This window comes from Micromonospora sp. WMMD710 (assembly GCF_029626045.1).
Taxonomy (GTDB): Bacteria; Actinomycetota; Actinomycetes; order Mycobacteriales; family Micromonosporaceae; genus Micromonospora.
On record NZ_JARUBD010000001.1, the window covers coordinates 3,441,304 to 3,465,318 of the forward strand.

Here is a 24,015-nt window from a genome sequence, read left to right on the forward strand (position 1 = left end):
TGACTTGACGTGCGGCAGCATCCCGCGTCGCGAAGCGGCGCGGGATGGGTGTTGTTGCGTGGTGCGTTAGGCGGCGAGGTCGAGGGTGACGCGGTAGCCGAGGGCTTCGAGTTGGTGGACGTGGTTGCGTTTGCGGCGTTCGGTGTCGGTGCGGCTGAGGTAGAAGTCGGCGCCGAGATCACGGAAGCCGGCTGCGGGGTCGGACAGAAGGTGCCAGATGATCGTCAGGACCGAGCGGCCGACCGCGACGATGGCGCGTTTGGCGCCGCGTCTTCGCGCGATGCGCCGGTAGCGTTCGCCGAGGAACGTGCTGGTGCGGGCGGCGGAGACCGCGATCTGTCCGAGGACGCGGGCGAGGTAGCGGTTGCCGTGCCCGGTTGATCCGGTGCCTTTGCGGCGGCCGGCTGATTCCTTGACGCCGGGCGCGAACTTGGCCCAGCCGGCGAGGTGGGCCGGGGTCGGGAAGCGGGTCATGTCCACGCCGATCTCGGCGATGATCGCGGCAGCGGCGGCCGGCCCGACCCCGGGGATCTCAAGCAGCCGGGCCGCCGCCGGGGCGAAAGGGGCCAGTTGCGCCTCGATCCGGGCGTCGACCTCGCGGATGTCGGCCTCGACCTGCTCGACGCGGGCGATCATCTTGCCCAGCAGGAACGCGTGATGATCGGTGAAATGACCGGTGAGAGCTTCCTGCAGGGCGGGGATCTTGCGGCGCAGGCTGGAGCGGGCCAACTCGGCCAGGGTGTGTGGGTCACGCTGCCCGGCGATCAACGCCGCCATCATGGCCCGCCCGGACGTGCCGAACAGGTCGCTGACCACGACCGACAGTTTGATCTGCGCGTCTTCGAGCAACTTCTCCGCCCGGTTGCGTTCCGCCCCCGCCTCAGCGATCAGATCGACCCGGTAGCGGGTCAGGTCCCGCAGCATCCGGATCGGCGCCGGTGGCACGAAACTCGGCCGGATCATCTGCCGTTCGGCGACCTTGCACAACCACACCGCGTCCAGCTTGTCGGTCTTCGGCCGGCCCGGTAGGTGTTTGACGTCGCGGGCATTGACCAGCCACACCTCGAACCCGTGCGCTTCCAACAGGTAGAACACCGGCTTCCAGTAGTCACTGGTGGCCTCCATAACCACCCGGGTTACCCCCAGCGCTGCCAGGCGCTCGGCCAGCCCGATCAGTGATCGGGTCATCGTCGGATAGGTCCGCACCTCCTGCAGCCGCCGTCCGGGCTTCGCCTCGTCCGGAACCCGTGCGCAGCACACCAACGACGCCTTGCCGATGTCCAACCCCGCCACACGCGTGATGATCTGCTCTTCATCCTGGGCCTGTTCCAGCAACCGAAACCCTCCCCACCAGCGCGAACATCAGGGCGGTCGCCCGCGGCAGCCACAGAACGGGTGAATCTAACTCGCGTGCTCGCAGCAACAGTGAAAGGCCCACAACGCGACTACCAGCGTCCGACTAACCCACGACCTCACACGGACCAAGGAGCGACGACGTCAGCGAGCGACCGACACGATTTTCAGCCCGGAACGGGCCACCTCGCCAGAGGCGACAAGGACTAACCCCAACCCCGCGCCGCCCCGCCCCCGCCCCTTCCGCGTCGATCATGGACTTGTGGTGGGCGGTAGGTGGTGATTCACACCTTTCGCGGGGCACCACAACTTCATGATCGACGACGCAAAAGACGGGCATGGGACGACGACGGCGGGCGCCCTCGTAGGGGGCGCCCGCCGTTGGTGTGTCGTGGGTCTAGTTCTGGGCTGCGGTTCTGGACGGGGTCAGGCGGTCCGGGGTGGCGTCCAGGCTGGAGATCCAGCCGGTGACGTCACGGGCCACGTCCTGCGCGGTCAGGCCCAGGTCCGCGAGGATCTGCGCGCGGGTGCCGTGCGGGTGCCAGTCGGCCGGTACGCCCAGGTCCTTCAACGGCACCCGGACGTCGGCGTCGCGCATCGCCTGGGCGAGCGCGTCGCCCACCCCGCCGACCCGTACGCCGTCCTCGACGCTCACCACGAGCCGGTGGCTGGCGGCCAGCTCGACCAGTTCCGCCGGAACCGGGCGCACCCAGCGAGGGTCGACGACCGTCACCCCGTAGCCCTGCTCGGCGATACGGGCGGCCACCTCCATGCCCATCTGCCCGAAGGAGCCGACGGCGACCAGCAGCACGTCGGTACGTGCCGACTCGGCCAGTACGTCGACCGGGCCGACCCGGCGCAGCGCCGGCAGGTCCGCGGCGACCGCGCCGGTCGGGAAGCGCACCACGGTCGGGCCGTCGTCGACGGCAAGGGCCTCGCGCAGTTCCTCGCGCAGCGTGGCGGCGTCGCGGGGTGCGGCGATCCGCAGACCGGGCACCACCCCGAACACCGACATGTCCCAGATGCCGTAGTGGCTGGGGCCGTCCGGGCCGGTGATGCCCGCCCGGTCCAGCACGAAGGTCACCGGCAGCTTGTGCATCGCCACGTCCAGCAGGACCTGGTCGAAGGCGCGGTTGAGGAACGTGGCGTAGACCGCGACCACCGGGTGCAGGCCACCGAGTGCCAGCCCGGCCGCCGAGGTGGCGGCGTGCTGCTCGGCGATGCCGACGTCGTACACCCGCTCGGGGTACTTGCGGGCCAGCTTCGCGATGCCGGTCGGCTCGGCCATGGCGGCGGTGATGCCCACCACGTCCGGTCGTTCGTCGGCGACGGCCAGCAGTTCGTCGGCGAAGACGTGGGTCCACTTGACCGAGGGTGCGGCCAGCAGCGCGCCGGTCTCCACGTCGAAGGCGCTGCCGGGGCCGTGCAGGCAGTCCGCCTCATCCTCCTCGGCCGGGCGGTAGCCGTAGCCCTTGCGGGTGACGGCGTGCACGATCACCGGGCCGCCGAAGTTCTTCGCGGCGCGCAGCGCCGACTCGACCGCGGCCACGTCGTGCCCGTCCACCGGGCCGACGTACTTGATGCCGAGGTCCTCGAACATCGCCTGCGGGGCGACGGCGTCCTTGATGCCCTTCTTGACCGCGTGCAGCACCTCGTACATCGGCTTGCCGACCAGCGGCGTGGAGCCGAGGGCGTCCTTGACGGTGTCGAGGACCTTCTCGTAGCCGGGGTTGAGCCGCAGCGACGAGAGGTGGTCGGCGAGGCCGCCGATGGTCGGCGAGTAGGACCGGCCGTTGTCGTTGACCACGATCACCAGGGAGTTGCCGGCGGTGGCGATGTTGTTCAGCGCCTCCCAGCACATGCCGCCGGTGAGCGCGCCATCACCGACCACGGCCACGACGCTGCGCGCCTCGCCCCGCAACGCGTACGCCTTGGCCAGGCCGTCGGCGTAGGAGAGCGCGGTGGAGGCGTGCGAGTTCTCGATCAGGTCGTGCTCACTCTCCGCCTGGCTGGGGTAGCCGGAGAGGCCACCGCGCTGGCGGAGCTTGTCGAAGCCGGCCTGACGTCCGGTGAGGATCTTGTGTACGTACGCCTGGTGGCCGGTGTCGAACAGGAGCCGGTCTCGGGGGGAGTCGAAGACGCGGTGCATGGCCAGCGTCAGCTCGACCACACCGAGGTTGGGCCCGACGTGCCCGCCGGTGCGGGAGACCTTCGCGATCAGGAAGTCCCGGATCTCCGCGGCGAGAACGTCCAATTCCTCGCCCGACATCCGCTTGACGTCCTGCGGACCGCGGACCGTCCCCAGCAACCGACCGTGATTGGCCGTGTCCTCTTCAACGCTCATGACCGGAGAGTCTATCGGCCGCCCGGTACTCCGCAGCCCGACCCGAGCCTCCCGAGCCGTACCGGGCGGCTGAGCGCCTGCTCAGGCACGGATCCCTGGCCGGCTCTCGTCCGCCGGGACCAGCAGCCCGACCAGTTCGACGTGCTGCGTCATCGGGAACAGGTCGAAGCCGCGCAGCGCGGCCAGCCGCCAGCCGAGGTCGGCGAACGTGCGGACGTCCCGGGCGAAGGCGGCCGGGTCACAGGCCACGTACGCGACGGCGCGCGGGCCGGCGGCGACGATGTCGCGCACCACCGGGGCGCCCGCGCCGGAGCGCGGTGGGTCGAGCACCACCACGTCGACCGGGCCGGTGATCCGGCGGCGGGCCAGCGCGGTCTCCACCCGGGCGGCGACCACCTCGACGTGGGGCAGGTCGGCCAGGTTGGCCCGGGCCGCGTCCACCCCGTCCCGGCTGGACTCGACCAGGGTGACCCGGGCGTCGCCGACCCGGCCGGCGAGGGCCGCGGCGAACAGCCCGGCGCCGCCGTAGAGGTCCCAGGCCACCTCGCCCGGGCGCGGGTCGAGCAGCTCCAGCACGGCCGTCGTGAGGGTGTCCGCCGCGGCGGGGTGCACCTGCCAGAAGGCGGACGCGGGCAGCGTCCAGTCCCGGCCGGCGGCCACCTCGCGGACCTCGGACGGCCCGCTCACCGGGGTGGACACACCGTCCCGGACCTGCGCGACGGTCACGTCGCCGCCGCTGCTGGCGACGGTCTCCACCGCCTCGGCGGCGGGCCAGAGCGCCCCGGTCGGGGTGAGCACCGGAAGCTGCTGGATGGCCGGGTGGGCGATCCGGCAACGGTCGATCGGCACCACCTCGTGCGAGCGGTGCTTGAGCAGCCCGGCCCGGTCCGCGGCGTCCACCGCGTAGCGGACCCGCGAGCGCCAGCCGAGCAGGCCACCGGGCAGCGCCTCGACGCGGACGCCGAGCCGGTCCAGGTCGGCGTCGGTCAGCCCGCCGAGGCGGACCAGCTGCTCGCGCACCACGGCGGCCTTCCACGCCAGCTGGGCGTCCGGAGCGACGTGTTGCAGGTCACAGCCACCGCAGGCACCCGGCTTCGCGTACGGGCAGGGTGGCTCGACCCGGTCCGGCGAGGCGTCCAGCACGATCACCGCGTCGGCCCGGACGAACCCCCGGTGCACCTCGGTGACCTCGACGAGGACCCGTTCGCCGGGCAGGGCGTGCCGGACGAAGACCACCTGCCCGTCGACCCGGGCCACGCAGTGCCCGCCGGGCGCGACGGCGTCGACGGTGAGTTCGACGCGTTCCGCCTCGGCCAGCCCACGCTCCGGTGCCGCCGACGTCGCGGCAGCACCCACGCCCGCCTCAGTCACGGTCGACCGCGCCGCCGCCACCGGCCGGCGCGGAGACCACCGGCGGGACGTCCGGCGGCACCGGGCCGCGCAGGCCGATCCGTGGGCCACGCGCCGGGGTCCGGGACAACGTGGCGTCCAGCCGGTCCAGGTTCTTGCTCGCCGTCGAGGCGAGCTGCCACGGCACGCTGACCACCATCACCCCCGGTTCGAAGAGCAGGCGGCCCTTGAGACGCAGCGCGCTCTGGTTGTGCAGCAGGTTCTCCCACCAGCGGCCGACCACGTACTCCGGGATGAAGACGGTGACCACGTCCCGGGGCGACTTGCGGCGGGTGGAGGCGACGAAGTCCAGGATCGGGCGGGTGATCTCCCGGTACGGCGAGTCGATCACGGTGAGCGGGATGGCCATCTCCCGACGTTCCCACTCGGCCTGCAGAGCCCGGGTGTCCTCCTCGTCCACGTTGACCGTCACGGCGGTCAACGTGTCCGGCCGGGTGGCCCGGGCGTACGCGATGGCCCGCAGGGTCGGCTGGTGCAGCTTGCTGACCAGCACGATCGCGTGGTTGCGGGCGGGCAGCACGGCACGGCCCTCGTCCGGCGGGGTCAGTTCGACGGCGATCCGGTCGTAGTGCCGGCGGATGGCCAGCATCAACACGTAGATCACCGCCATGGCGGCGATCGCGATCCACGCGCCGAGCAGGAACTTGGTGATCAGGACGATCACCAGCACCGTGCCGGTCAGGCCCGTACCGAACGTGTTGATGGCCCGGGACCGCTGCATCCGGCGGCGCGCCTCGGGATCCCGTTCGGTCCGCAGGCGCCGGTTCCAGTGCCGGATCATGCCGGCCTGGGAGACGGTGAACGAGACGAAGACCCCGACGATGTAGAGCTGGATGAGCCGGGTCACCTCGGCCTGGAAGCCGACGATCAGCACGATCGCGAAGAGGGCGAGGAAGACGATGCCGTTGGAGAACGCCAGCCGGTCGCCCCGGGTGTGGAACTGGCGGGGCAGGTAGCGGTCCTGCGCGAGGATCGAGCCGAGCACCGGGAAGCCGTTGAAGGCGGTGTTCGCGGCCAGGAACAGGATCAGGGCGGTCACGCCGGCCACCACGTAGAGCAGGATCGACCCGGAGCCGAAGACCGTCTCGCCGAGCTGGGTGGTGACGGTCTTCTGCACGTACCCCTCGGGGCCGGAGACGATCTGCAGGGCCGGATCCTCGACGAACTGCAGGTGGGTGAGCCGGGCCAGCCAGATGATCCCGACCAGCATGCTCACCGAGATGCCGCCGAGCAGCAGCAGGGTGGTGGCGGCGTTACGGCTCTTCGGGGCCTTGAACGCCGGCACCCCGTTGGAGATCGCCTCGACGCCGGTGAGCGCGGCGGCGCCCGAACTGAACGTCCGCAGCAGCAGGAAGATGAGCGCGAAACCGGTCACGCTGTGCTCGGCCTGGATGACCAGATCGGCGCTCGGCGCGCGGAGGTCGTCACCCAGCACGAACACCCGGACCAGCCCGGTGAGCAGCATCCCGGCCATCACGATCACGAAGCCGTACGTCGGGATGGCGAACGCCGTGCCCGACTCGCGCAGACCGCGCAGGTTCACCGCGCTCAGCAGCACCACCGCGAGCACCGCGATGAGGACCTTGTGGGTGGCCACGAACGGCACCACCGAGCCGAGGTTGGCCACCCCGGAGGAGACCGACACCGCGACCGTGAGCACGTAGTCGACCAGCAGGGCACTGGCCACCCCGACGCCGAACCTCGGGCCCAGGTTGACCGTGGCGACCTCGTAGTCACCTCCCCCGGAGGGGTAGGCGTGCACGTTCTGCCGGTAGCTGGCGACCACCGTGAGCATCACCACGACCACGGCCAGGGCGATCCACGGCGAGAAGACGTACGCGGAGGCGCCGGCGATGGAGAGGGTCAGCAGGATCTCGTCGGGCGCGTACGCGACGCTGGACAGCGCGTCGGAGGCGAAAACGGGCAGCGCGATGCGCTTCGGCAGGAGGGTGTGCTGCAGCCGGTCGGACCGGAACGGTCGACCGAGGAGCAGGCGCTTCAGTTGCGAAGTGGGACTGGCCACGAACGCCAAGGGTACGACCAACCACGGTGGGAGCGTGGGGGTGGGCGATCGTGGCCGATCCGCGCGGCAGGGTACGGTCGGTCCCCGCTGGGCATCCGGACGTGGCAGGCTCGCACTCGTCAGGCCACCGGCAGCGGAGCGGTACGCACCTTGGGAGGGACAGCGTGCACGTCGTGATCATGGGCTGTGGCCGGGTCGGGTCGACCCTCGCCCACAGCCTGGAGTCTCGGGGGCACTCGGTGGCGGTGATCGACCAGGACGCCGACGCCTTCCGCCGGCTCGGCCCCGACTTCACCGGGATCACGGTGACCGGGGCGGGCTTCGACGGCGAGGTGCTGCGGCAGGCCGGTATCGAGCGGGCGGACGCCTTCGCGGCCGTCTCCAGCGGCGACAACTCCAACATCATCTCGGCCCGGTTGGCCCGCGAGACGTTCGGCGTGTCCCGGGTGGCGGCCCGGATCTACGACCAGCGCCGGGCGCAGGTCTACGAGCGGCTGGGCATCCCGACCGTGGCGACGGTCCGTTGGACGGCCGACCGGATGCTGCGGCACCTCGTGCCGGAGGGCAACGTGGAGATCTTCCGCGACCCGACGAGCACCGTGTCGATCGTCGAGGTGCCCGTGCACAAGGACTGGATCGGCCGGCCGGTGCGCGTGCTGGAGGAGGCGTCCGGGGCGCGGGTGGCGTACCTGATCCGCTTCGGTATCGGCACGCTGCCCACCGCGTCCACTGTCGTGCAGGAGGGTGACCAGGTGTTCATGCTGGTCAGCGACGACATCGTGGTGACGGTCACGTCGGTGGCGGCGACGCCGCCGGAAGGGGGGCACTGAGCCATGCGGATCGCCATCGCGGGCGCCGGCAACGTGGGCCGCTCGATCGCCCAGGAGCTGATCGAGAATGGCCACCAGGTGATGCTGATCGAGCGCCAGCCGAAGATGCTGCGCCCGGACCGGGTGCCGGCCGCCGAATGGGTTCTCGCCGACGCGTGCGAGGTGGCCAGCCTGGAGGAGGCCAACGTCGCCGGCTGTGACGTGGTCGTCGCGGCCACCGGTGACGACAAGACCAACCTGGTGCTGTCGCTGCTGGCCAAGACCGAGTTCGCGGTGCCCCGCGTGGTCGCCCGGGTCAACCGGGCCGAGAACGAGTGGCTCTTCACCGAGCAGTGGGGCGTGGACGTCGCGGTGAGCAAGCCGCGGGTGATGGCCGCGCTGGTCGAGGAGGCGGTCACCGTCGGCGACCTGGTCCGGCTCATGACGTTCCGGCAGGGCGAGGCCAACCTCGTCGAGATCACCCTGCCGCCGACCGCGCCCTACGTGGGTCAGCCCATCCACGCCGTGCCGCTGCCCCGCGACTCCGCGCTGGTGGCGATCCTGCGCGGCAAGCGGGTCCTGGTGCCCAGCCCGGACGACCCGATCGAGGCCGGGGATGAGCTGGTCTTCGTCTGCACCGCCGAGGTGGAGGACGAGGTCCGCGCGGTGATCCTCGGCCCGGACAGCGTCGAACGGACCCGCGGGGCGCGGTGAGCCCGCCCCCCTGGGCCGGCGGTGCGGGCCGCGCCGACGCTCAGGCGCCGGGCAGCGGGGTCGGTTGCGGCTCCCGGGTGACCCGGCGCACCGTCCAGACGGTGATCAGCAGCAGCAGCGCGTACGGCGGGTAGCCCAGGGCCAGCCGGGCCACGCCCAGCGCGGTGTCCTGGTGGGCCAGGTAGAGGCCGGCCTGCACGCCCACCTTGGCCAGCCAGACCACACCCCAGAGCACCGTCAGCTGGGTGAAGGTCCGCACCAGCTTCGGGTCGGTCCGCCACTCCGAGCGGCCCTTGGCGACCAGCACCGACCAGATCCAGCCGACGAGGGGCTGCCGGATGGCCGCCGAGATGAGCAGGGCCACGCCGTAGCCGATGCCGTAGAGGATGCCGGGGAGGTAGAAATCCCGTTCGTCGCCGGTACGCCAGGCGATGGCCGCGCCGACGCCGACGCCGAACAGGCCGTTGACCGCGTGCCGGATCGGCCGGCGCTGGGCCAGCCGCAGCACGGCGATCAACAGCGCGACGGCCACCGAGGCGATCACCGCGGGCCGCAGCTCGCCGATGATGTTGGCGAGGACGAAGACCACCACCGGGATGCTGGACTCGACCAGCCCCCGCCACCCGCCGAGCTGGTCGGCCATCTGCTCGGCGATCGTCGGCAGTCGCTCGTCGTCCTCGGAGCCGGTGTCCGGCTGTGCCGCCCGGTCCTGTCCCGTCGTCATCGCCGGCCTTCCGTCCGCAGCGCCGTCACTTCGGCGAGTCCAGCTCGTAGTGCGGGTTGTAGATGACCTTGCGGTCGTCGCGCATCGCCACCCGGCCCCGCGCGGTCAGGTGCCGCCCCGGCTCGATCCCGGCGATGTGCCGCCGGCCCAGCCAGACCAGGGTGACGACGTCACTGCCGTCGTACAGGTCGGCCTCGAGGGTGGGCAGGTTGGTGCGCGGCGTGTAGACCACGGTGCGCAGCCGACCGGCGACCGAGACCACCTGGCCCCGGGAGCACATCTGGGCCGGGATGCCGCCGCACTCGGCGCTCTCCCGGCGCAGCTCCTGCGCGTCGATCTCGGCTTCGCTGGCGGTGAACCGTTGCAGGAGGCGCCGCAGCGACCCCCCACCCTCGTCGGTCATCATGACCTCCGCGTCACCCTCTCCACGCTCACCGGCCTCGACCGGCACTGGCCCGACCCCGGCGACGCCGGAACCGTGCCGCCAGCGTACGCCGACGGGGCCGGTTCCGGCGGGCCGGTGCGTGCCGGTCAGACCTGGCGTGGTTCGGCGGCGGGGGCGGAGCCGTCCTCGGCGCCCGCCTGGTCGGCGATCTCCCGGGGCAGCCGCAGCGGCAGCGGCTCGCGTACCGGCTTCGCCTCCTGCCCGCGGTCGACCACCAGGCCGTCCAGGCACTCGGCGAGCGGGCCGGCGGTGGCCGGATCGGTCGCCACCGGGCCCTGGAACACGCCACGGACCATCCAGCGCGGCCCGTCGACGCCGACGAACCGCAGGTTGGTCGGGCCGTCCGGGGTGCGCACCTGGGCGTGCAGCTCCGGGCCGTACTCGCCCTCGACCTCCTGGGCGGCGGCGCCGTCGCGCAGCAGCGACTGGCGGATCTCCTCGCGCACCTCGTCCCAGATCCCCTCGGACCGGGGGGCGGCGAAGACGCCGAGCTGCAGCGCGTTGTCCCCGTGCACCAGCACGACCTGCTGGACCACGCCCTGCGGGTCGGCCTGCACCCGCACCTCCACCTCGGCGATCGCCGGGATGTGCAGGCTGCCCAGGTCGAGACGCTGCACGTCGTCGTCGACCTCGGAGATGTCGTACGGGCCGCGCACCAGCGCCGACGCCGACCCCTCGGCGCCCTGGTCGAGGACCTCGGTGGTCCGCTCGTCGCGGGTCTGCCGCCCGGCACCGGCCCGCTTTCGGGAGAAGATCACTGCGCCCACCCTCCGCTGTTCACACTCACCCTGCCATCTCTTCCGTGCGCCCACGTCCGGGCTCGTCCGACCGCTGTTCGACCCGATCCTGACCAGCCGGCGACGGCTCCAGCCCGGCGTGTCCGCCGGTGGAACCGTGCCCGCCGGTCCCGCGTCGGGAGCCGGGCAGCTCGGCCACCGGCTCGAACCGTGCCCGCGCGACCCGCTGGACCACGAGCTGCGCGATCCGGTCGCCGCGGGAGATCTTCGCCGGCGTGTCCCGATCATGATTGATCAGGTTGACCAGGATCTCACCCCGGTAGCCGGCGTCGACCGTACCGGGCGCGTTGAGCACCGTCACGCCGAGCCTCGCCGCCAGCCCGGAGCGGGGGTGGACCAGGCCCACGTACCCCTCCGGCAGCGCGATGGCGACGCCGGTGGGCACCAGGGCGCGGCCGCCGGGCGGCAGCTCCACGTCCGCGGCCGCCACCAGGTCGGCACCGGCGTCGCCGGGATGGGCGTACGTGGGCAGCGGCAGCTCGGCGTCGAGCTGCCGTACGGGCACGGGTACGACGTCGGTCACAGGTCCCTCTTCCGTCGGGTTCACGGGGTGACCCTGCCATCCTGCCGGTTGGCCGGGCCGCCGTGCGCCGTACCCTCGCAGGAGTGAGCATGTCGCCCTCCCCGTCCGCCGGTCAGCCGCCCGTGGCGGCCCGCACGGCGTACGCCGAACGGCTGGACCTGCCCTGGTGGCTGTGGCTGGTGGGGCTGGTGGCGGCCGCGCTGCTGGCCGTCGAGATCTGGATGGGCGGCTCCGGCGTGCGCGCCTGGCTGCCGTTCGCGGTGCTGCTGCCGGCCACCGCGGCCGGGTTGTGGTGGTTGGGCCGGATCCGGGTCGCGGTCGCCGACGGCGAGCTGCGGGTGGACGACGCCCGGCTGCCGGTGCGTTTCGTGGCCGACGTGGTCCCGTTGGACGCGGCCGGCCGTCGTGAGGTGCTCGGGGTGGGCGCCGACCCGCTCGCCTTCGTGGTGCAGCGACCGTGGATCGGCGGCGCCGTGCAGGTGGTCCTCGACGATCCGGCCGATCCGACCCCGTTCTGGGTGGTGAGCACCCGGCACCCGGTCGAGTTCGCCGAGGCGGTGCTGGCCGCGCGGGACGCCCTGCCGCTCACCGACCGTACGGCCGGCGAGCCGGGCTGATCCCGCGCCGCCGCCCGCTCAAGTGCCGGTGGGCGGGCCGGGCAGGGCCGGTGGTGGCGCCGGTCGGGCGATGCCGCGGCGCCGGAGGTCCACCTGGAGCTGCTCGGCCATCTGCTGAGTGGCCCGACGGTTGAGGAAGCTGGCCACCGCCGCGCCGGTGAGGAACGGTCCGAGGGTGGTGAGGTTGCGCCCGAAGCGCCGCAGCAGCATGTCCCGCAGCTCCTTGCGGGCGGCGGTGCCGAGCACCGCGCCCACCCCGACACCGGGCACCATCGGGTTGACCCCGCGCTGGGTGGCCCAGGAGTGCACCAGGGCGACCGCCCGCTGGCTGCCACCACCCGGCAGCGCCACGCCGTGGATCTCGTGCAGTTCGCCGACCAGCTTCAGCTCCACCGCCACCACGGCGACGGTCTCGGCGGCGAGCAGCACCGGCGCGGAGAGCAGGGTCGGTGCCACGGCCCACTCGACGGCGGCGACTCCCCCGCCGGCCGCGCCGATCGCGGCGGTGGTCCGTGACGCGTTGCGGATCAACCGCTCGGCCAGGGCGGCGTCGTCCAGCCCCGGAAAGTGTGCCCGCAGGGTGTCCAGGTCACGGACCGGCACGTGCGGGGCGATCTCGGCGACGGTGTCGACCATCCAGCGCACGGCGGCGCGGGGCTTGAACAGGTCGGCGATGCCCCGGGCGCGGGCCTGCCCCACCATGCGGGTGAGCAGTTGGCGGCGTCGGGCCGGCTCGATGTCGTCCGCGGTCAACGCGGCGACGGTGGCGCCGAGGTCGTCGGCGCCACCGTCGGTGGTCTCGCCTCGATCGCTCATGGGTCGAACCTCCCGGTGCTGTGGGCTACCCGTTACGAGTCAAGCAGGTACCCACCTGTGTCGCACGGCTACACCGGCAGCGGCGGCCCCGATCAGGAGGCCGCCGCTGGTGTCATGCGAGTCAGACGCACTCGCGGCAGATCAGCTCGCCGTTACGCTCGACCGCCAGCTGGCTGCGGTGGTGCACCAGGAAGCAGCGGGCGCACCGGAACTCGTCCTGCTGCATCGGTAGCACCTTGACCGTGAGCTCCTCGTCGGCCAGGTCGGCGCCGGGCAGCTCGAAGCTCTCGGCCACCTCGGCCTCGTCAACGTCCACCGCGCCCGACTGTGAGTCGACGCGCCGGGCCTTGAGCTCTTCCAGGCTGTCCTCGCCGAGGTCGACCTCGTCGCGACGCGGGGCGTCGTAGTCGGTGGCCATCGGTTTCACTCTCCCATATCGATGTTGTCGCTTCCCGGTTGTAACGCCGGACGACGCTGTTTCGGTTCCGTTGGCCGGCCACCACTTGTGTCGGGGACCCGACCCGGGGACCGAACGGGTCGAGCCCGCTGGGGCGACTCCCCTGCGAGCGCGGAACCTTACCCCCCCTTGGGCGAGGCATGTATACCGCCCTCGCGGCCTAGATGTACGCCCCCGCACGCGAAGTTGTTCCCAATGTGACTCAGGCGACACGAAGATAGGGGTAGTAGTACCCGCTTCGCGGTCGCCGCGCCGGCATGTCGGACTGTTTCCACGCGACGGCCGGACAACCGTTAACCTCAGCGGCGTATTCGACGGCCGGCGGTCAGAGATCGTTGCCACCCACCTGACGTCCCGGGGAGTGCCCTGATGAGTTTTGCGCGAGTGCGAGCCCTCGTCGTCGTCGGCCTGTTGGCGGTCATCGCCCTGGTCTTCGTCGTCGTGGCCGTGGTCCGCGACAGCCAGGGCGGGGCGGGCGCCGCCGCGGGCTGCCCCGAGGGCTGGCCGCTGGCGGACCTGACCCTGCGCGAGCGCAAGGACGTGAAAATCAACGTCTACAACGCCACGAACCAGCCCGGCCTCGCCCGCACGGTCGCCGACGAGTTCAGCAACCGGCAGTTCCAGGTCAAGAAGACCGCAAACGAGAAGAAGCAGGTCGACGGCATCGCGGTGCTGCGGTACGGCCCGAAGGGCGTCGGCTCGGCGCACCTGCTCCAGGCGTACTTCCTCAACAACGCCGACCCGGGCTACGACGAGAAGCGCACCGACGACACGGTGGACGTGGTGCTGGGCAACGGCTTCCAGCAGTTGGCCACCACCACCGAGGTCAACCAGTCGCTCGGCGACTCGGGCGCGCCGGAGGCGCCCAAGGGCACCTGCCCGATGCCGGCCAAGAAGTAGCCGCTCAGGGGCCACCCGCGGCGTCCAGGTCGTCCAGGCGGTCGTGCAGCGGCGCGAAGAGGGCCTCCGGGGCCGCGAGCACCAGGTCCGGGCCGGCCGGCCGGCCCCGCAGGCCGGCCACCCGCAGGCCCGCCTCGCTCGCCACCAGGCCGCCGGCGGCCTGGTCCCAGGCCGCCAGACCCTTTTCGAAGTACGCGTCGACGCGCCCCTCGGCGGCCAGGCAGAGATCCAGGGCGGCGGCGCCGAGTCGCCGGATGTCCCGCACGTGACCGATGAGCCCGGCGACCACCCGGCCCTGGTGCGACCGGCGGGCGGCGTCGTACCCGAAGCCGGTGGCGACCAGCGCCTGCCCCAGGTCGGTCTCGGTCGAGCAGCGCAACCGCTGCCCCGCCCGCCAGGCGCCGCCGCCGACGGTGGCCGTCCACTCCTCGCCGGTGAACACGTTGCGCACCACCCCGGCGACCACCACGCCGTCGACCTCGGCGGCCAGCGAGACCGCGCAGTGCGGCAACCCGTACAGGTAGTTGACCGTGCCGTCGATCGGGTCGACGATCCAGCGCACCCCGCCGCCGGTCGGGCCGGTGGCACCTCCACCGTTCTCCTCGCCGTACTCCTCACCCAGCACCGGGTCGTCGGGGCGGAGCGTGGCCAGCGCGTCGAGAACCTGCCGCTCGACCGCCCGGTCGGCGGCGGTGACCACGTCGGTGCGGGTGCTCTTGGTCGCGGCGACCACGACCCCCTCGCCCCGCATCCGGTACGCGGTGTCGGCCGCCTTCCGGGCCACGTCGATCGCGATCGTGAGCAGTTCCTGCGGCGTCGGCGTCGAGCCGGTCATGGTTGTCCCTTTCCACACGTCAGCGTCCGCGCGCCATATGACCGGCATGTCCGGTTTGTGTTGGTAATGTGCGCTAGGTGCTCAGCTCTCCGACCCCGTCCACGGCGCACCGGCCCGTTCCACCGCGATCCACCTGCGACCATCGCGCTCCGCACCCGAACCGCCACCACCCCAGAGCCGTCCGTGCTGGTCAACCGGCACCTCGGGCCCGGTCCGCCCGCGGCCGGCCACGACGACGGAGGCCCCACGCGCCGTACGCGAGTATCATCCTTACAAAGTCCACATCAGCGCCGAATCGGCGGTCTCACCGCCGTTACGCAGTGCGGCGCAGGATGATCGCCGCAGTCGGCGTTACAATTCACCCCTGCCCACGCGCCACGGACCGCCGACCACCGGCCGGCCCGGGACACGGGGGCCCCTCAACCACATCGCCCGGCCCGGTTGACCCATGCTGTGCCGGACGACCCGGCCGTGCCCGCTCTTCGCCTCCGGAAGGTCATTCGTGACAGAACCCCGCCAGACCGGCGCCGACGTTCGCTCGCTCACCGACACCCTGATCGCCCACGCGCAGAGCGCCGGTGGTCAGCTCACGTCGGCCCAGCTCGCGCGCACCGTCGAGTCCGCCGAGGTGACTCCGGCCCAGGCCAAGAAGATCCTGCGGGCGCTCTCCGAGGCGGGAGTGACCGTAGTGGTGGACGGCTCGGCGAGCACCCGCCGCCGGGTCGCCGCGGCCCGCTCCACGACGCCGGCGTCCCGGGCCACCACCGCCAAGACCACCAAGAAGGCCGCCGCGCCCGCGCCGAAGCAGGCGCCCGCCTCCGACGAGGCGCCGTCGGCGCCCGCCCCCCGCAAGGCGGCCCCCCGCAAGGTCGCCGGCAGCACTGCCGAGGTCGCCGCCGCCGCCTCGCCGGCGAAGGCGACCAAGTCGACCCGGGCCACCAAGGCGACCGTCGCCGCGGCCGCCGGCGCCAAGCCGGCCAAGGTCGCCGGCAAGGCCAAGGGCGAGGGTGCCGACGGCGAGATCGACCCCGAGGAACTCGCCGCCACCATCGAGGACGTGGTCGTCGAGGAGCCGGCCGAGCTGGCCCAGGCCGCCGAGACCGACGCCGCCGCCTCCGCCACCGACAACGACTTCGAGTGGGACGACGAGGAGTCCGAGGCGCTCAAGCAGGCCCGGCGCGACGCCGAGCTGACCGCCTCCGCCGACTCGGTCCGCGCGTACCTGAAGCAGATCGGCAAGGTCCCGCTGCTCAACGCCGAGCAGGAGGTGGAGCTGGCCAAGCGCATCGAGGCCGGGCTCTACGCCGCCGAGCGGCTGCGCGCGGCCGACGAGGGCGAGGAGAAGCTCGTCCGGGAGATGGTCCGCGACCTGGGCTGGATCTCCCGCGACGGCGAACGCGCCAAGAACCACCTGCTGGAGGCCAACCTCCGCCTCGTCGTCTCCCTCGCGAAGCGGTACACGGGTCGCGGCATGGCCTTCCTCGACCTCATCCAGGAGGGCAACCTCGGCCTGATCCGGGCCGTGGAGAAGTTCGACTACACCAAGGGCTACAAGTTCTCCACGTACGCCACCTGGTGGATCCGGCAGGCCATCACCCGCGCCATGGCCGACCAGGCCCGCACCATCCGCATCCCGGTGCACATGGTGGAGGTCATCAACAAGCTCGGCCGCATACAGCGCGAGCTGCTCCAGGACCTGGGCCGCGAGCCCACGCCGGAGGAGCTGGCCAAGGAGATGGACATCACACCCGAGAAGGTGCTGGAGATCCAGCAGTACGCTCGGGAGCCCATCTCGCTGGACCAGACCATCGGCGACGAGGGCGACAGCCAGCTCGGTGACTTCATCGAGGATTCCGAGGCCGTGGTCGCGGTCGACGCCGTCTCGTTCTCACTCCTGCAGGACCAGCTCCAGCAGGTGTTGCAGACGCTCTCCGAGCGTGAGGCGGGTGTCGTACGCCTGCGTTTCGGCCTGACCGACGGTCAGCCGCGGACGCTCGACGAGATCGGCCAGGTCTACGGGGTGACCCGGGAGCGGATCCGGCAGATCGAGTCCAAGACGATGTCCAAGCTGCGTCACCCGTCCCGGTCGCAGGTTCTCCGGGATTACCTGGACTGAGCGGGTTTCGTCAACCGAACGTGTCGTTTTGACCACCTGGTGTGCAACACCAGATGGTGATCGTCCGGATGCACGAATGTGATCGTTGACGTGGCACCCTGGGTGCACGGCACACTGTCCCTGCCATGTGTGACCTCGGTCCCCCGCGGGCACACAGGGAAGGCAAGGCCCGGCACGGGTGTTGCACGATAGGTGAGCAACGACCGAAGAGATTGTTCATCGGTGACGACCAGAGGAGGAAGGCGATGACCCCGACCCTCACGCCGCCGCCCGAGACGGTGGCGCCCCCAGCCGCCGATGAACGGTGCGACCGCTGCAATGCTGCCGGGAAGCTCCGGATCACTCTGGCGGGTGGGAGCGAGCTGGTGTTCTGTGGGCACCACGCGAACAAGTACGCGGAGGATCTCGTGAAGATCACCGAGCGGTTCGCAACGGAGCCCGATTTCAGCTGGCGTGGCGCCGATCTGATGGCGAACTAAATCCGCAAACCGACATAGCCGACCGGAGACACCCAGAGGGTGCCTCCGGTCGGCTTTTTCTGTCCGAACGTCGCACGCCCGCGCCCCAGCGCCCAGCAGACAGACCCCGTGATCCACTCGGTTTCGTGGAAGTCGCGGTATCCACGCCTGGTGGATACCGCGTTTTCCATGGAGTCGAGTGGATCAACGCCGGATGGGGACGGCGGGGTGGGCGGGTCTAGAGGGTCTGGACGGTGGCGATGCGTTCCTCAAGCTGCTCGATCGTGGCCTGGGCGCTGGGCGGGCCGCCGCAGAGCCGGCGCAACTCGGCGTGGATCTTGCCGTGGGGTTGGCCGGTGCGGTGGTGCCGGGCGGCCACGAGGGCGTTCAGTTGGCGCCGGAGCGCCACACGGCGCTGGGCGGCACTCAGAGGTGCCGGCGGCGCCACGGTGGGCGCAGCGGCCGGCTGAGCGGCCCGCTCGGCGGTACGGCGGCGCTGGGCGGCGAGTTGGGCGGCCTGCCGTTTGGTCAGCAGCAGCGAAACCTGGTCGGCGGTGAGCAGCCCGGGGAGGCCGAGGTACTCCTCCTCCTCGGGGGTGCCGGCCTGGGCGGCGGTGCCAAACGACGCGCCGTCGAAGATCACCTGATCCAGCTCGGCGGTGGCGGAGAGCGCGGCGAACCGCTTCTCCAACTCCCCGCTGGCCTGGTCGTCGCGCTGCGCCCGCTCCAGCAGGTCGTCGTCGAGGCCGTCGGAGTCCTTGGGTTTACCGAGCACGTGGTCCCGCTCGGTCTCCATCTCGCTGGCCAGGCCGAGCAGATGCGGCACGCTGGGCAGGAACACCGACGCGGTCTCCCCGGGTCGGCGGGCCCGGACGAAGCGGCCAATCGCCTGCGCGAAGTAGAGCGGCGTGCTGGCGCTGGTGGCGTAGACGCCGACCGCGAGCCGGGGGATGTCCACCCCCTCGGACACCATCCGCACCGCGACGAGCCACCGCTGGTCGGACGCCGCGAACGTCGCGATCCGCGCGGACGCACCCTGGTCGTCGGAGAGGACAACGGCGGCGTTCTCGCCGGTCACCTGCGCGATCAGCTTGGCGTACGAGCGGGCGGTCTGCTGATCGGTGGCGATGATCAGGCCACCGGCGTCGGGCATACCCGCGTTGCGCAGCACGGTGAGTCGGGCGTCGGCGGCCCGCAGGACCTGCGGCATCCAGTCCCCGGCCGGGTCCAGGGCGGTACGCCACGCCTGCGCCACCAGGTCCTGGGTCATCGGCTCACCGAGCCGGGCCGCCAGCTCGTCCCCGGCGTTGGTCCGCCACCGGGTCTCCCCGGAGTACGCCAGGAACAGCACGGGCCGGACGACGCCGTCGCGCAGGGCGTCGGCGTAGCCGTACACCGAGTCGGCCCGGGAGCGGAGCAGCCCGTCACCGCCGCGCTCGTAGCTGACGAACGGGATCGGGTTGTCGTCGGAGCGGAACGGCGTCCCGGTGAGCATCAGCCGGCGTACGGCGGGTTCGAAGGCGGCCTTCACCCCGTCTCCCCAGGAGCGGGAGTCGCCGGCGTGGTGGATCTCGTCGAGGATGACCAGGGTGCGTCGGGTCATGGTGCGCCGCCGGTGCACCTGCGGGGCCATTCCCACCTGGGCGTACGTGATGACCGCGCCGTGGAAGTCGGCCGCGGAGTGCACGTCGGCGTTGCGGAACGCGGCGTCGAGCTGGATACCCACCCGGGCGGCGGCTTGCGCCCACTGGCTCTTCAGGTGCTCGGTCGGTGCGACCACGGTGACCGCCTCGACGGTGCCGTCGGCGAGCAGTTCCGCGGCGATCCGCAGGGCGAAGGTGGTCTTGCCGGCGCCCGGTGTGGCGACGGCGGTGAAGTCCTCGGTGCGCCGGCGCAGGTACTCCACCAGGGCCTTGCGCTGCCAGGCGCGTAGTGCCGGGAACGTATCGAGCACCGGCGTCCGGGCTGCCACGCGAAGCTCCTCTCCGACCGCACGCTGGCGGACCCCGGGCGAGGGCCACGAGTACCGCCGCCCATGAAAACGCCTCCGCGCAGTAGCTGCCGCGAAGGCCGACTCAGCATAACCAGCGCGGGCCCCACAGCCCAGGCGACGCCACGCTGGTCACATCCGTCACCCCTGTAGTACCGGCCTCACCACTCCGGGTCACCGGTGCGTGGTGGTCGCAGCGTCGCCACCGGCGCGGACCAGCGACGGCGCAGCGCGACCAGACGCAGCCCGAAGACCAGCACGGCGGCCGCGGTGAGCGGCGCCGGCCCGGTCCGCCCGGCGACATACAGCAGCACCACCGCGACCGAACCGGTCAGCGCGGCCACCGCGTAGATCTCCCGGCGCAGCACCACCGGGATCTCGGCGGTGAGCAGGTCCCGGGCGAGCCCGCCGCCGATCGCGGTGAGCATGCCGATCAGGCAGGCGCCGACGGCCGGCACCCGGGCGTCGAGCGCCTTGAGCGTGCCGGTCACGGTGAACAGCGCGAGGCCCGCCGCGTCCAGCACCAGCACGGTGGTGCGCAGTCGGGCCAGCTGCGGGTGCAGCCAGAAGACGGCGAGTGCGGTGACCGCGGCGGTGCCCGCGTACCGCCAGTCGGCGAAGGCCAGCGGCGGCACCTCGTCGATGGCCAGGTCGCGGAAGATCCCACCGCCGAGGGCGGCCACGAAGCCGACGAAAGCGACGCCGAACAAGTCCAGTCGCTTGGCCACCGCCGCCGAGGCCCCGGAGGCGGCGAAGACCGCCACCCCGGTGAGGTCGGCGAGGAGCAGGGCGGTGGAGGTGGTCACCGCCGCAGGCTACGTCGCCGGCCGGGTCGCCGGCCGGGCTTCACTCGCGGTACGAGTCGTAGATCTCCTTGCACTTGGGGCAGACCGGCGAACCGGGCTTGGCGGCCTTGGTGACCGGGAAGGTCTCGCCGCAGAGAGCGACGACGAAGGTGCCCATGACGGCACTCTCGGCGATCTTCTCCTTGCGGACGTAGTGGAACATCTCGGGACCGGTGTCGGCGTCCTTCAGCTCCGGACGCTCGAGAACCTCTGTGCTCACGTCTGCACCTCCAACCGTCAAGTTTGGCAGGTCATCACGGCCGGGTCCACTTGAGGCCGGCGCGGGCTCGACCCCGTACCGTGCCCGGTGTGACTGACTTTCGCATCAGCTACGGGACCGAGGTGGGCGACGCCCGGCGCGACGGCCGTCCCGTGGTCGCCCTGGAGAGCACCATCGTCTCGCACGGCCTGCCCCGGCCGGAGAACCTGCGCGTGGCCAGGGAGATCGAGCAGACGGTCCGGGACGCGGGAGCCGTCCCGGCGACGATCGGCATGGTCGGTGGCGAGCTGGTGGTCGGTCTGGACGACGCCCAGCTGACCCGGCTGGCCACCGTCGACGGAGTGAGCAAACTCTCCGTCCGCGCCTGGCGGTGGCCGCCGCGACCGGCGCGGACGGCGCCACCACGGTTGCCGCGACCAGTGCCGTGGCCGCCGCCGCCGGGATCGGGGTGTTCGCCACCGGTGGACTCGGCGGGGTGCACCGGGAGGCGACGCACACCTTCGACGAGTCGGCGGACCTGATCACCCTGGCCCAGACGCCGATCGCGGTGGTCTGCGCCGGGGTCAAGTCGATCCTCGACGTGGGGGCGACGCTGGAGCGGTTGGAGACCCTCGGGGTCGCCGTGGTCGGCTACCGCACCCGCCGCTTCCCCGGCTTCTACCTGACCGACGGCGGCTTCGACCTGGACTGGTCGCTGGAGTCGCCGGAGCAGGTCGCCGACGTGCTCGCCGCCCGCGACGGACTGGCCGTGCACACCGGCGGCCTGATCGTCGCCAACCCGCTGCCGGTGGACGAGCAGCTCGACCCGGAGCTGCACGACCGGACCCTGACCGACGGTCTGGCCCGGCTGGAGCGCGACGGGGTCACCGGCAAGGCCGTCACCCCGTACCTGCTGGCGCACTTCCACTCGGCCACCGAGGGCGCGAGCCTCGCGGTGAACGTTCGTATCATCCTGCGCAACGCCGACCTGGCCGCGCGGATCGCGGTCGCCTCGGCCGCCCGCACCACCGCCGTTCCGGCATGACCCGAGCGGCCCGGGTGGTCGTCGTCGGGGACCTGCTCACCGACGTGGTCGCGGTGCTGGCCGGGCCGCTCGCGGCGGGTTCGGACACCTCCGCCGAGATCAGCTTCGGTGGTGGCGGGCAGGCGGCCAACACCGCCGCCTGGATCGCCGCGCAGGGGGTGCCGGTCACGCTCGTCGGCGCGGTCGGCGACGACGAGGCGGGGCGGGAGCGGGTGGCCGAACTCGACCGGGCGGGCGTCGACTGCGCGGTGCAGCGCGTCGAGGACGCCCCCACCGGCACGGTGATCGTGCTGGCCGGCGACGGTGAGCGCACCATGGTCACCCAGCGGGGCGCGAACCTGCGGTTGAGCGCCGAGCACGTCGAGGCGGCCCTCGCGGCGGCGCCCGACGCCGGGCATCTGCACCTGTCCGCGTACACCCTGTTGGACGCCGGGTCGCGCGGCGCGGGCCTGCGGGCGTTGGCCGCCGCCCGCGAGCGCGGGCTCACCACCAGCGTCGACGCGGCGTCCGCGGCGCCGCTGCGGCGGGTCGGCCCGGCGGCGTTCCTGGCCTGGGTACGCGACGTCGACCTGCTGCTGGTCAACGCGGACGAGGCCACGGTGCTGGCCGGTGGGCTGGACCCGGCGGCGCAGGGGCGGGCGCTGTCGGCGACGGCCCGGCGGGTCGTGGTGAAGCGCGGCGCGGCGGGCGCGGTCTGGGTGGACCGGGGCGCGGTGGTCAGCGTGGCCGCGGTCCGGCGGGTGGCGGTGGTGGACGTCACCGGGGCGGGCGACGCCTTCGCGGCCGGTCTGCTCACCGCCTGGCTCGCCGGCGCCACCCCGACGGCGGCGATGGGCCGCGCCACCGACCTGGGCGCGCTGGCCGTCTCCACCGCCGGCGCACGGCCACAGCCGTGAGCGTGCGAACCCTGGCCCGCGCGGGGCGGGTCAGGGTTCGACGTCGATGACCTTGTGCGGGCGCTCCTCGGCGGTGAGGCTCATCGGCGGGGTGTCGTCCCGCTGGCGCCGGTGGAACCGGTTGGCCAGCCGGTGCTCCTCCTTGGGCGGCCGGTCGTTGGCCAGCAGCACCGCCAACCACGGGATGAGCACCATGCCGAGGGCGCACAGGGGCAGCCAGAGCCACAGCAGTGGGGCGTTCGCGCCGACCAGGATCGCGCCGGCGACGATGCAGGCCACCCGGATGCCCATCATCAGGACATAGCGGCGCTGACGGCTGGTGAGCTGATCGTGCTGGCTGCGCGAGGCGTCGGTGATCAGAATCGGCTGGTATGCCTGCCGCTTCACCATGGACCTCCTCGAGGGGTTACACCTCATCCTGTCACCGTGCGGCCGTGATCAGCGAACTTCGACTCATCCCGGCGCGTGTTACGCGCGTGGTACGCTGCGCGATGTGGGCAGCAGGTTCAGCTTCACCGACGAGGCGTTGGCCAACCTGAGGGTCTACGACGTCACACCCGGGGAAGTCTGGGAGGCGCTGCACAGCGCCCGACGGGTGATCCGCCACCTGGGCGACGACGTGATGGTGGTCTACGCCGCCGCCCGCCGGGGCCGCCGACTGGCGGTGCTGCTCGCCGAGGCCGATGGCACCGACAACGACTGGGACATCCTCTCCGCCCGTGAGCTGAGCGACGTCGAGTCCAAGCGCTACGACGAGGCCGTGCGGAGACATCGCCGATGAGGAGGCCGTGACGATGCACCGTAACGACGCGACCAAGCAGTTCCACAACGGCGACGACCGCATCGCCGACCTGATCGACGACAGCCCGGCGGTGGACCTGCCCACCCCCGACACCGACGTGCCGATGGTGAGCCGATCGGTGCGGCTGCCACTGGACACCTACGAGCGGGTACGCGCCGCCGCCGACGCCCGGGGCATCGGCGTCACCACGCTGATGCGGCAGTGGATCGAGGCCGGCCTGGCCGACCTGGACGACTCCGCCACCGTGTCGCTCGCCGACGTCCGGCGCGCGCTGGCCTCGCTGGCCCACCCGACCGCCGCCTGAGCGACCGGGTCAGCCCTTCGCGGCCTTCGCCGCCGCCTTGGCCTGCTGCTTGAACTCCCGCACCCGGCGCAGCGACTCGGCGTCGGTGACGTCGGCCACCGACCGGTACGCGCCCGGGTCGCCGTACCCGCCGGCCGCCTCCCGCCAGTCCTGCGGGGTCACCCCGAACCGCTTGCCGAGCAGCGCCACGAAAATCTGCGCCTTCTGCTTACCGAAGCCGGGCAGCTCGGAGACCCGGCGCAGCAGCTGCGGCCCGTCGGCGACCTCCGACCAGAGCAGCGCCGCGTCGCCGTCGTAGCGGTCCACCAGAACCTGGCACACCTCCTGCACCCGGGCGGCCATCGCCTTCGGGAACCGGTGCAGCGCGGGAGGCTCGGCGAACAGCGCGACGAGCGCCTCCGGGTCGTACCCGGCCAACTCCGCCGCGTCCAGGTCGTGGCCGAGTCGCCGGGTGAGCACGTACGGCGACGAGAACGCCTTCTCCATCGGCACCTGCTGGTCGAGAACCATGCCGAGGAGCAGAGCCAGCGGACTGCGCTCCAGCAGCCGGTTGGCCTCCGGGTCGATGGGCAGCACAAGCGTCATGCGGACAT

25 protein-coding genes and 1 pseudogene are annotated in these 24,015 nt (G+C 72.2%); 10 read left to right on the forward strand and 16 right to left on the reverse strand.

All coding sequences use genetic code 11. The annotated features are described in order from the left end of the window. Positions 1-66: 66 nt before the first annotated feature. The 4 genes from O7620_RS15785 to O7620_RS15800 form a co-directional block, all read right to left on the reverse strand. Positions 67-1,293 carry an IS110 family transposase gene (locus tag O7620_RS15785; RefSeq protein ID WP_278121797.1) on the reverse strand — a complete coding sequence of 409 codons (1,227 nt, stop codon included), beginning with the start codon at positions 1,291-1,293 and terminating at the stop codon, positions 67-69. A gap of 457 nt (positions 1,294-1,750) precedes the next feature. Beyond that, the gene (dxs, locus tag O7620_RS15790; protein ID WP_278123621.1) at positions 1,751-3,697 is read right to left on the reverse strand and encodes a 1-deoxy-D-xylulose-5-phosphate synthase; all 1,947 of its coding nucleotides are present in this window, start codon (positions 3,695-3,697) and stop codon (positions 1,751-1,753) included. 81 nt (positions 3,698-3,778) lie between these two features. After that, entirely contained in the window at positions 3,779-5,053 is a 1,275-nt protein-coding gene (locus O7620_RS15795) for a TRAM domain-containing protein (RefSeq protein ID WP_278123622.1), read from the reverse strand. A gap of 7 nt (positions 5,054-5,060) precedes the next feature. Next, the gene (locus tag O7620_RS15800) at positions 5,061-7,130 is read right to left on the reverse strand and encodes an APC family permease (RefSeq protein ID WP_278123623.1); all 2,070 of its coding nucleotides are present in this window, start codon (positions 7,128-7,130) and stop codon (positions 5,061-5,063) included. Positions 7,131-7,294: 164 nt separating this feature from the next. Between O7620_RS15800 and O7620_RS15805 the strand changes: the two genes are divergently transcribed. Both O7620_RS15805 and O7620_RS15810 read left to right on the forward strand, forming a co-directional pair. Continuing rightward, positions 7,295-7,960, forward strand: a complete 666-nt coding sequence (locus O7620_RS15805; RefSeq protein ID WP_278123624.1) for a TrkA family potassium uptake protein — start codon at positions 7,295-7,297, stop codon at positions 7,958-7,960. Between the two features lie 3 nt (positions 7,961-7,963). Further along, positions 7,964-8,653, forward strand: a complete 690-nt coding sequence (locus tag O7620_RS15810; RefSeq protein ID WP_151490745.1) for a TrkA family potassium uptake protein — start codon at positions 7,964-7,966, stop codon at positions 8,651-8,653. A gap of 40 nt (positions 8,654-8,693) precedes the next feature. On the opposite strand, the gene O7620_RS15815 is transcribed toward O7620_RS15810, so the two are convergent. From O7620_RS15815 to dut, 4 genes are all read right to left on the reverse strand, one after another. Next, positions 8,694-9,377 (reverse strand): DUF3159 domain-containing protein, encoded by a 684-nt coding sequence (locus tag O7620_RS15815; protein ID WP_151490746.1) that lies wholly within the window; start codon positions 9,375-9,377, stop codon positions 8,694-8,696. A 25-nt stretch (positions 9,378-9,402) separates the two neighbouring features. Next, a complete protein-coding gene (locus O7620_RS15820) occupies positions 9,403-9,783 on the reverse strand; it encodes an OB-fold nucleic acid binding domain-containing protein (protein ID WP_151490763.1) in 381 nt (126 codons plus the stop codon). Positions 9,784-9,908: 125 nt separating this feature from the next. After that, positions 9,909-10,580, reverse strand: a complete 672-nt coding sequence (locus O7620_RS15825) for a DUF3710 domain-containing protein (RefSeq protein WP_151490747.1) — start codon at positions 10,578-10,580, stop codon at positions 9,909-9,911. 25 nt (positions 10,581-10,605) lie between these two features. Continuing rightward, the gene (gene dut / locus O7620_RS15830; protein ID WP_278123625.1) at positions 10,606-11,142 is read right to left on the reverse strand and encodes a dUTP diphosphatase; all 537 of its coding nucleotides are present in this window, start codon (positions 11,140-11,142) and stop codon (positions 10,606-10,608) included. An 89-nt stretch (positions 11,143-11,231) separates the two neighbouring features. Between dut and O7620_RS15835 the strand changes: the two genes are divergently transcribed. After that, the gene (locus tag O7620_RS15835) at positions 11,232-11,759 is read left to right on the forward strand and encodes a DUF3093 domain-containing protein (RefSeq protein WP_278127027.1); all 528 of its coding nucleotides are present in this window, start codon (positions 11,232-11,234) and stop codon (positions 11,757-11,759) included. An 18-nt stretch (positions 11,760-11,777) separates the two neighbouring features. Here O7620_RS15835 and O7620_RS15840 read toward each other — a convergent pair whose 3' ends face one another. Both O7620_RS15840 and O7620_RS15845 read right to left on the reverse strand, forming a co-directional pair. Further along, positions 11,778-12,575 carry a hypothetical protein gene (locus O7620_RS15840; RefSeq protein WP_151490749.1) on the reverse strand — a complete coding sequence of 266 codons (798 nt, stop codon included), beginning with the start codon at positions 12,573-12,575 and terminating at the stop codon, positions 11,778-11,780. A 121-nt stretch (positions 12,576-12,696) separates the two neighbouring features. After that, positions 12,697-12,993, reverse strand: coding sequence for a DUF4193 domain-containing protein (locus tag O7620_RS15845; RefSeq protein WP_007075406.1), 297 nt, complete (start codon positions 12,991-12,993; stop codon positions 12,697-12,699). A gap of 423 nt (positions 12,994-13,416) precedes the next feature. Here O7620_RS15845 and O7620_RS15850 point away from each other — a divergent pair, with 423 nt between their 5' ends. Then, positions 13,417-13,932, forward strand: coding sequence for a LytR C-terminal domain-containing protein (locus O7620_RS15850; RefSeq protein ID WP_278127028.1), 516 nt, complete (start codon positions 13,417-13,419; stop codon positions 13,930-13,932). 4 nt (positions 13,933-13,936) lie between these two features. On the opposite strand, the gene O7620_RS15855 is transcribed toward O7620_RS15850, so the two are convergent. Then, positions 13,937-14,767, reverse strand: coding sequence for an inositol monophosphatase family protein (locus O7620_RS15855; protein ID WP_278123626.1), 831 nt, complete (start codon positions 14,765-14,767; stop codon positions 13,937-13,939). A 502-nt stretch (positions 14,768-15,269) separates the two neighbouring features. On the opposite strand from O7620_RS15855, the gene O7620_RS15860 reads away from it, so the two are divergent. Then, the gene (locus O7620_RS15860; protein ID WP_278123627.1) at positions 15,270-16,883 is read left to right on the forward strand and encodes an RNA polymerase sigma factor; all 1,614 of its coding nucleotides are present in this window, start codon (positions 15,270-15,272) and stop codon (positions 16,881-16,883) included. A gap of 245 nt (positions 16,884-17,128) precedes the next feature. Continuing rightward, on the forward strand, positions 17,129-17,362 hold the full coding sequence (locus O7620_RS15865) for a hypothetical protein (RefSeq protein WP_030337431.1): 234 nt from the start codon (positions 17,129-17,131) through the stop codon (positions 17,360-17,362). A 217-nt stretch (positions 17,363-17,579) separates the two neighbouring features. On the opposite strand, the gene O7620_RS15870 is transcribed toward O7620_RS15865, so the two are convergent. From O7620_RS15870 to O7620_RS15880, 3 genes are all read right to left on the reverse strand, one after another. Then, positions 17,580-19,313, reverse strand: coding sequence for a DEAD/DEAH box helicase (locus O7620_RS15870; protein WP_278123628.1), 1,734 nt, complete (start codon positions 19,311-19,313; stop codon positions 17,580-17,582). A gap of 179 nt (positions 19,314-19,492) precedes the next feature. Then, entirely contained in the window at positions 19,493-20,137 is a 645-nt protein-coding gene (locus tag O7620_RS15875) for a trimeric intracellular cation channel family protein (protein WP_151490754.1), read from the reverse strand. Between the two features lie 40 nt (positions 20,138-20,177). Beyond that, on the reverse strand, positions 20,178-20,396 hold the full coding sequence (locus O7620_RS15880; RefSeq protein ID WP_007456912.1) for a DUF3039 domain-containing protein: 219 nt from the start codon (positions 20,394-20,396) through the stop codon (positions 20,178-20,180). Between the two features lie 89 nt (positions 20,397-20,485). Between O7620_RS15880 and O7620_RS15885 the strand changes: the two are divergent. Together O7620_RS15885 and O7620_RS15890 are read left to right on the forward strand one after the other, a co-directional pair. Further along, a pseudogene (locus O7620_RS15885) lies at positions 20,486-21,420 on the forward strand (pseudouridine-5'-phosphate glycosidase). Beyond that, positions 21,417-22,316 carry a carbohydrate kinase family protein gene (locus tag O7620_RS15890; RefSeq protein WP_278123629.1) on the forward strand — a complete coding sequence of 300 codons (900 nt, stop codon included), beginning with the start codon at positions 21,417-21,419 and terminating at the stop codon, positions 22,314-22,316. The pseudogene O7620_RS15885 and the gene O7620_RS15890 overlap by 4 nt, the downstream one beginning before the upstream one ends. Before the next feature lie 30 nt (positions 22,317-22,346). On the opposite strand, the gene O7620_RS15895 is transcribed toward O7620_RS15890, so the two are convergent. Beyond that, the gene (locus O7620_RS15895) at positions 22,347-22,706 is read right to left on the reverse strand and encodes a DUF3099 domain-containing protein (protein ID WP_192580325.1); all 360 of its coding nucleotides are present in this window, start codon (positions 22,704-22,706) and stop codon (positions 22,347-22,349) included. A 103-nt stretch (positions 22,707-22,809) separates the two neighbouring features. Between O7620_RS15895 and O7620_RS15900 the strand changes: the two genes are divergently transcribed. Beyond that, positions 22,810-23,097: a hypothetical protein gene (locus O7620_RS15900; protein ID WP_151490758.1), complete on the forward strand. Its 288-nt coding sequence runs from the start codon at positions 22,810-22,812 to the stop codon at positions 23,095-23,097. Between the two features lie 13 nt (positions 23,098-23,110). After that, on the forward strand, positions 23,111-23,422 hold the full coding sequence (locus O7620_RS15905) for a hypothetical protein (RefSeq protein ID WP_151490765.1): 312 nt from the start codon (positions 23,111-23,113) through the stop codon (positions 23,420-23,422). Between the two features lie 9 nt (positions 23,423-23,431). Here the strand turns inward: O7620_RS15905 and O7620_RS15910 are convergent, their stop codons facing one another. Further along, the gene (locus tag O7620_RS15910) at positions 23,432-24,007 is read right to left on the reverse strand and encodes an HhH-GPD-type base excision DNA repair protein (protein WP_278123630.1); all 576 of its coding nucleotides are present in this window, start codon (positions 24,005-24,007) and stop codon (positions 23,432-23,434) included. Positions 24,008-24,015 lie beyond the last annotated feature (8 nt).

Coding starts and splice junctions, on each gene's coding strand:
- dxs (WP_278123621.1), bottom strand. CDS start 3,697: ATGAGCGTTGAAGAGGACACGGCCAATCACGGTCGGTTGCTGGGGACG.
- O7620_RS15810 (WP_151490745.1), top strand. CDS start 7,964: ATGCGGATCGCCATCGCGGGCGCCGGCAACGTGGGCCGCTCGATCGCC.
- O7620_RS15815 (WP_151490746.1), bottom strand. CDS start 9,377: ATGACGACGGGACAGGACCGGGCGGCACAGCCGGACACCGGCTCCGAG.
- O7620_RS15820 (WP_151490763.1), bottom strand. CDS start 9,783: ATGATGACCGACGAGGGTGGGGGGTCGCTGCGGCGCCTCCTGCAACGG.
- O7620_RS15835 (WP_278127027.1), top strand. CDS start 11,232: ATGTCGCCCTCCCCGTCCGCCGGTCAGCCGCCCGTGGCGGCCCGCACG.
- O7620_RS15840 (WP_151490749.1), bottom strand. CDS start 12,575: ATGAGCGATCGAGGCGAGACCACCGACGGTGGCGCCGACGACCTCGGC.
- O7620_RS15845 (WP_007075406.1), bottom strand. CDS start 12,993: ATGGCCACCGACTACGACGCCCCGCGTCGCGACGAGGTCGACCTCGGC.
- O7620_RS15855 (WP_278123626.1), bottom strand. CDS start 14,767: ATGACCGGCTCGACGCCGACGCCGCAGGAACTGCTCACGATCGCGATC.
- O7620_RS15865 (WP_030337431.1), top strand. CDS start 17,129: ATGACCCCGACCCTCACGCCGCCGCCCGAGACGGTGGCGCCCCCAGCC.
- O7620_RS15890 (WP_278123629.1), top strand. CDS start 21,417: ATGACCCGAGCGGCCCGGGTGGTCGTCGTCGGGGACCTGCTCACCGAC.
- O7620_RS15895 (WP_192580325.1), bottom strand. CDS start 22,706: ATGGTGAAGCGGCAGGCATACCAGCCGATTCTGATCACCGACGCCTCG.
- O7620_RS15905 (WP_151490765.1), top strand. CDS start 23,111: ATGCACCGTAACGACGCGACCAAGCAGTTCCACAACGGCGACGACCGC.
- O7620_RS15910 (WP_278123630.1), bottom strand. CDS start 24,007: ATGACGCTTGTGCTGCCCATCGACCCGGAGGCCAACCGGCTGCTGGAG.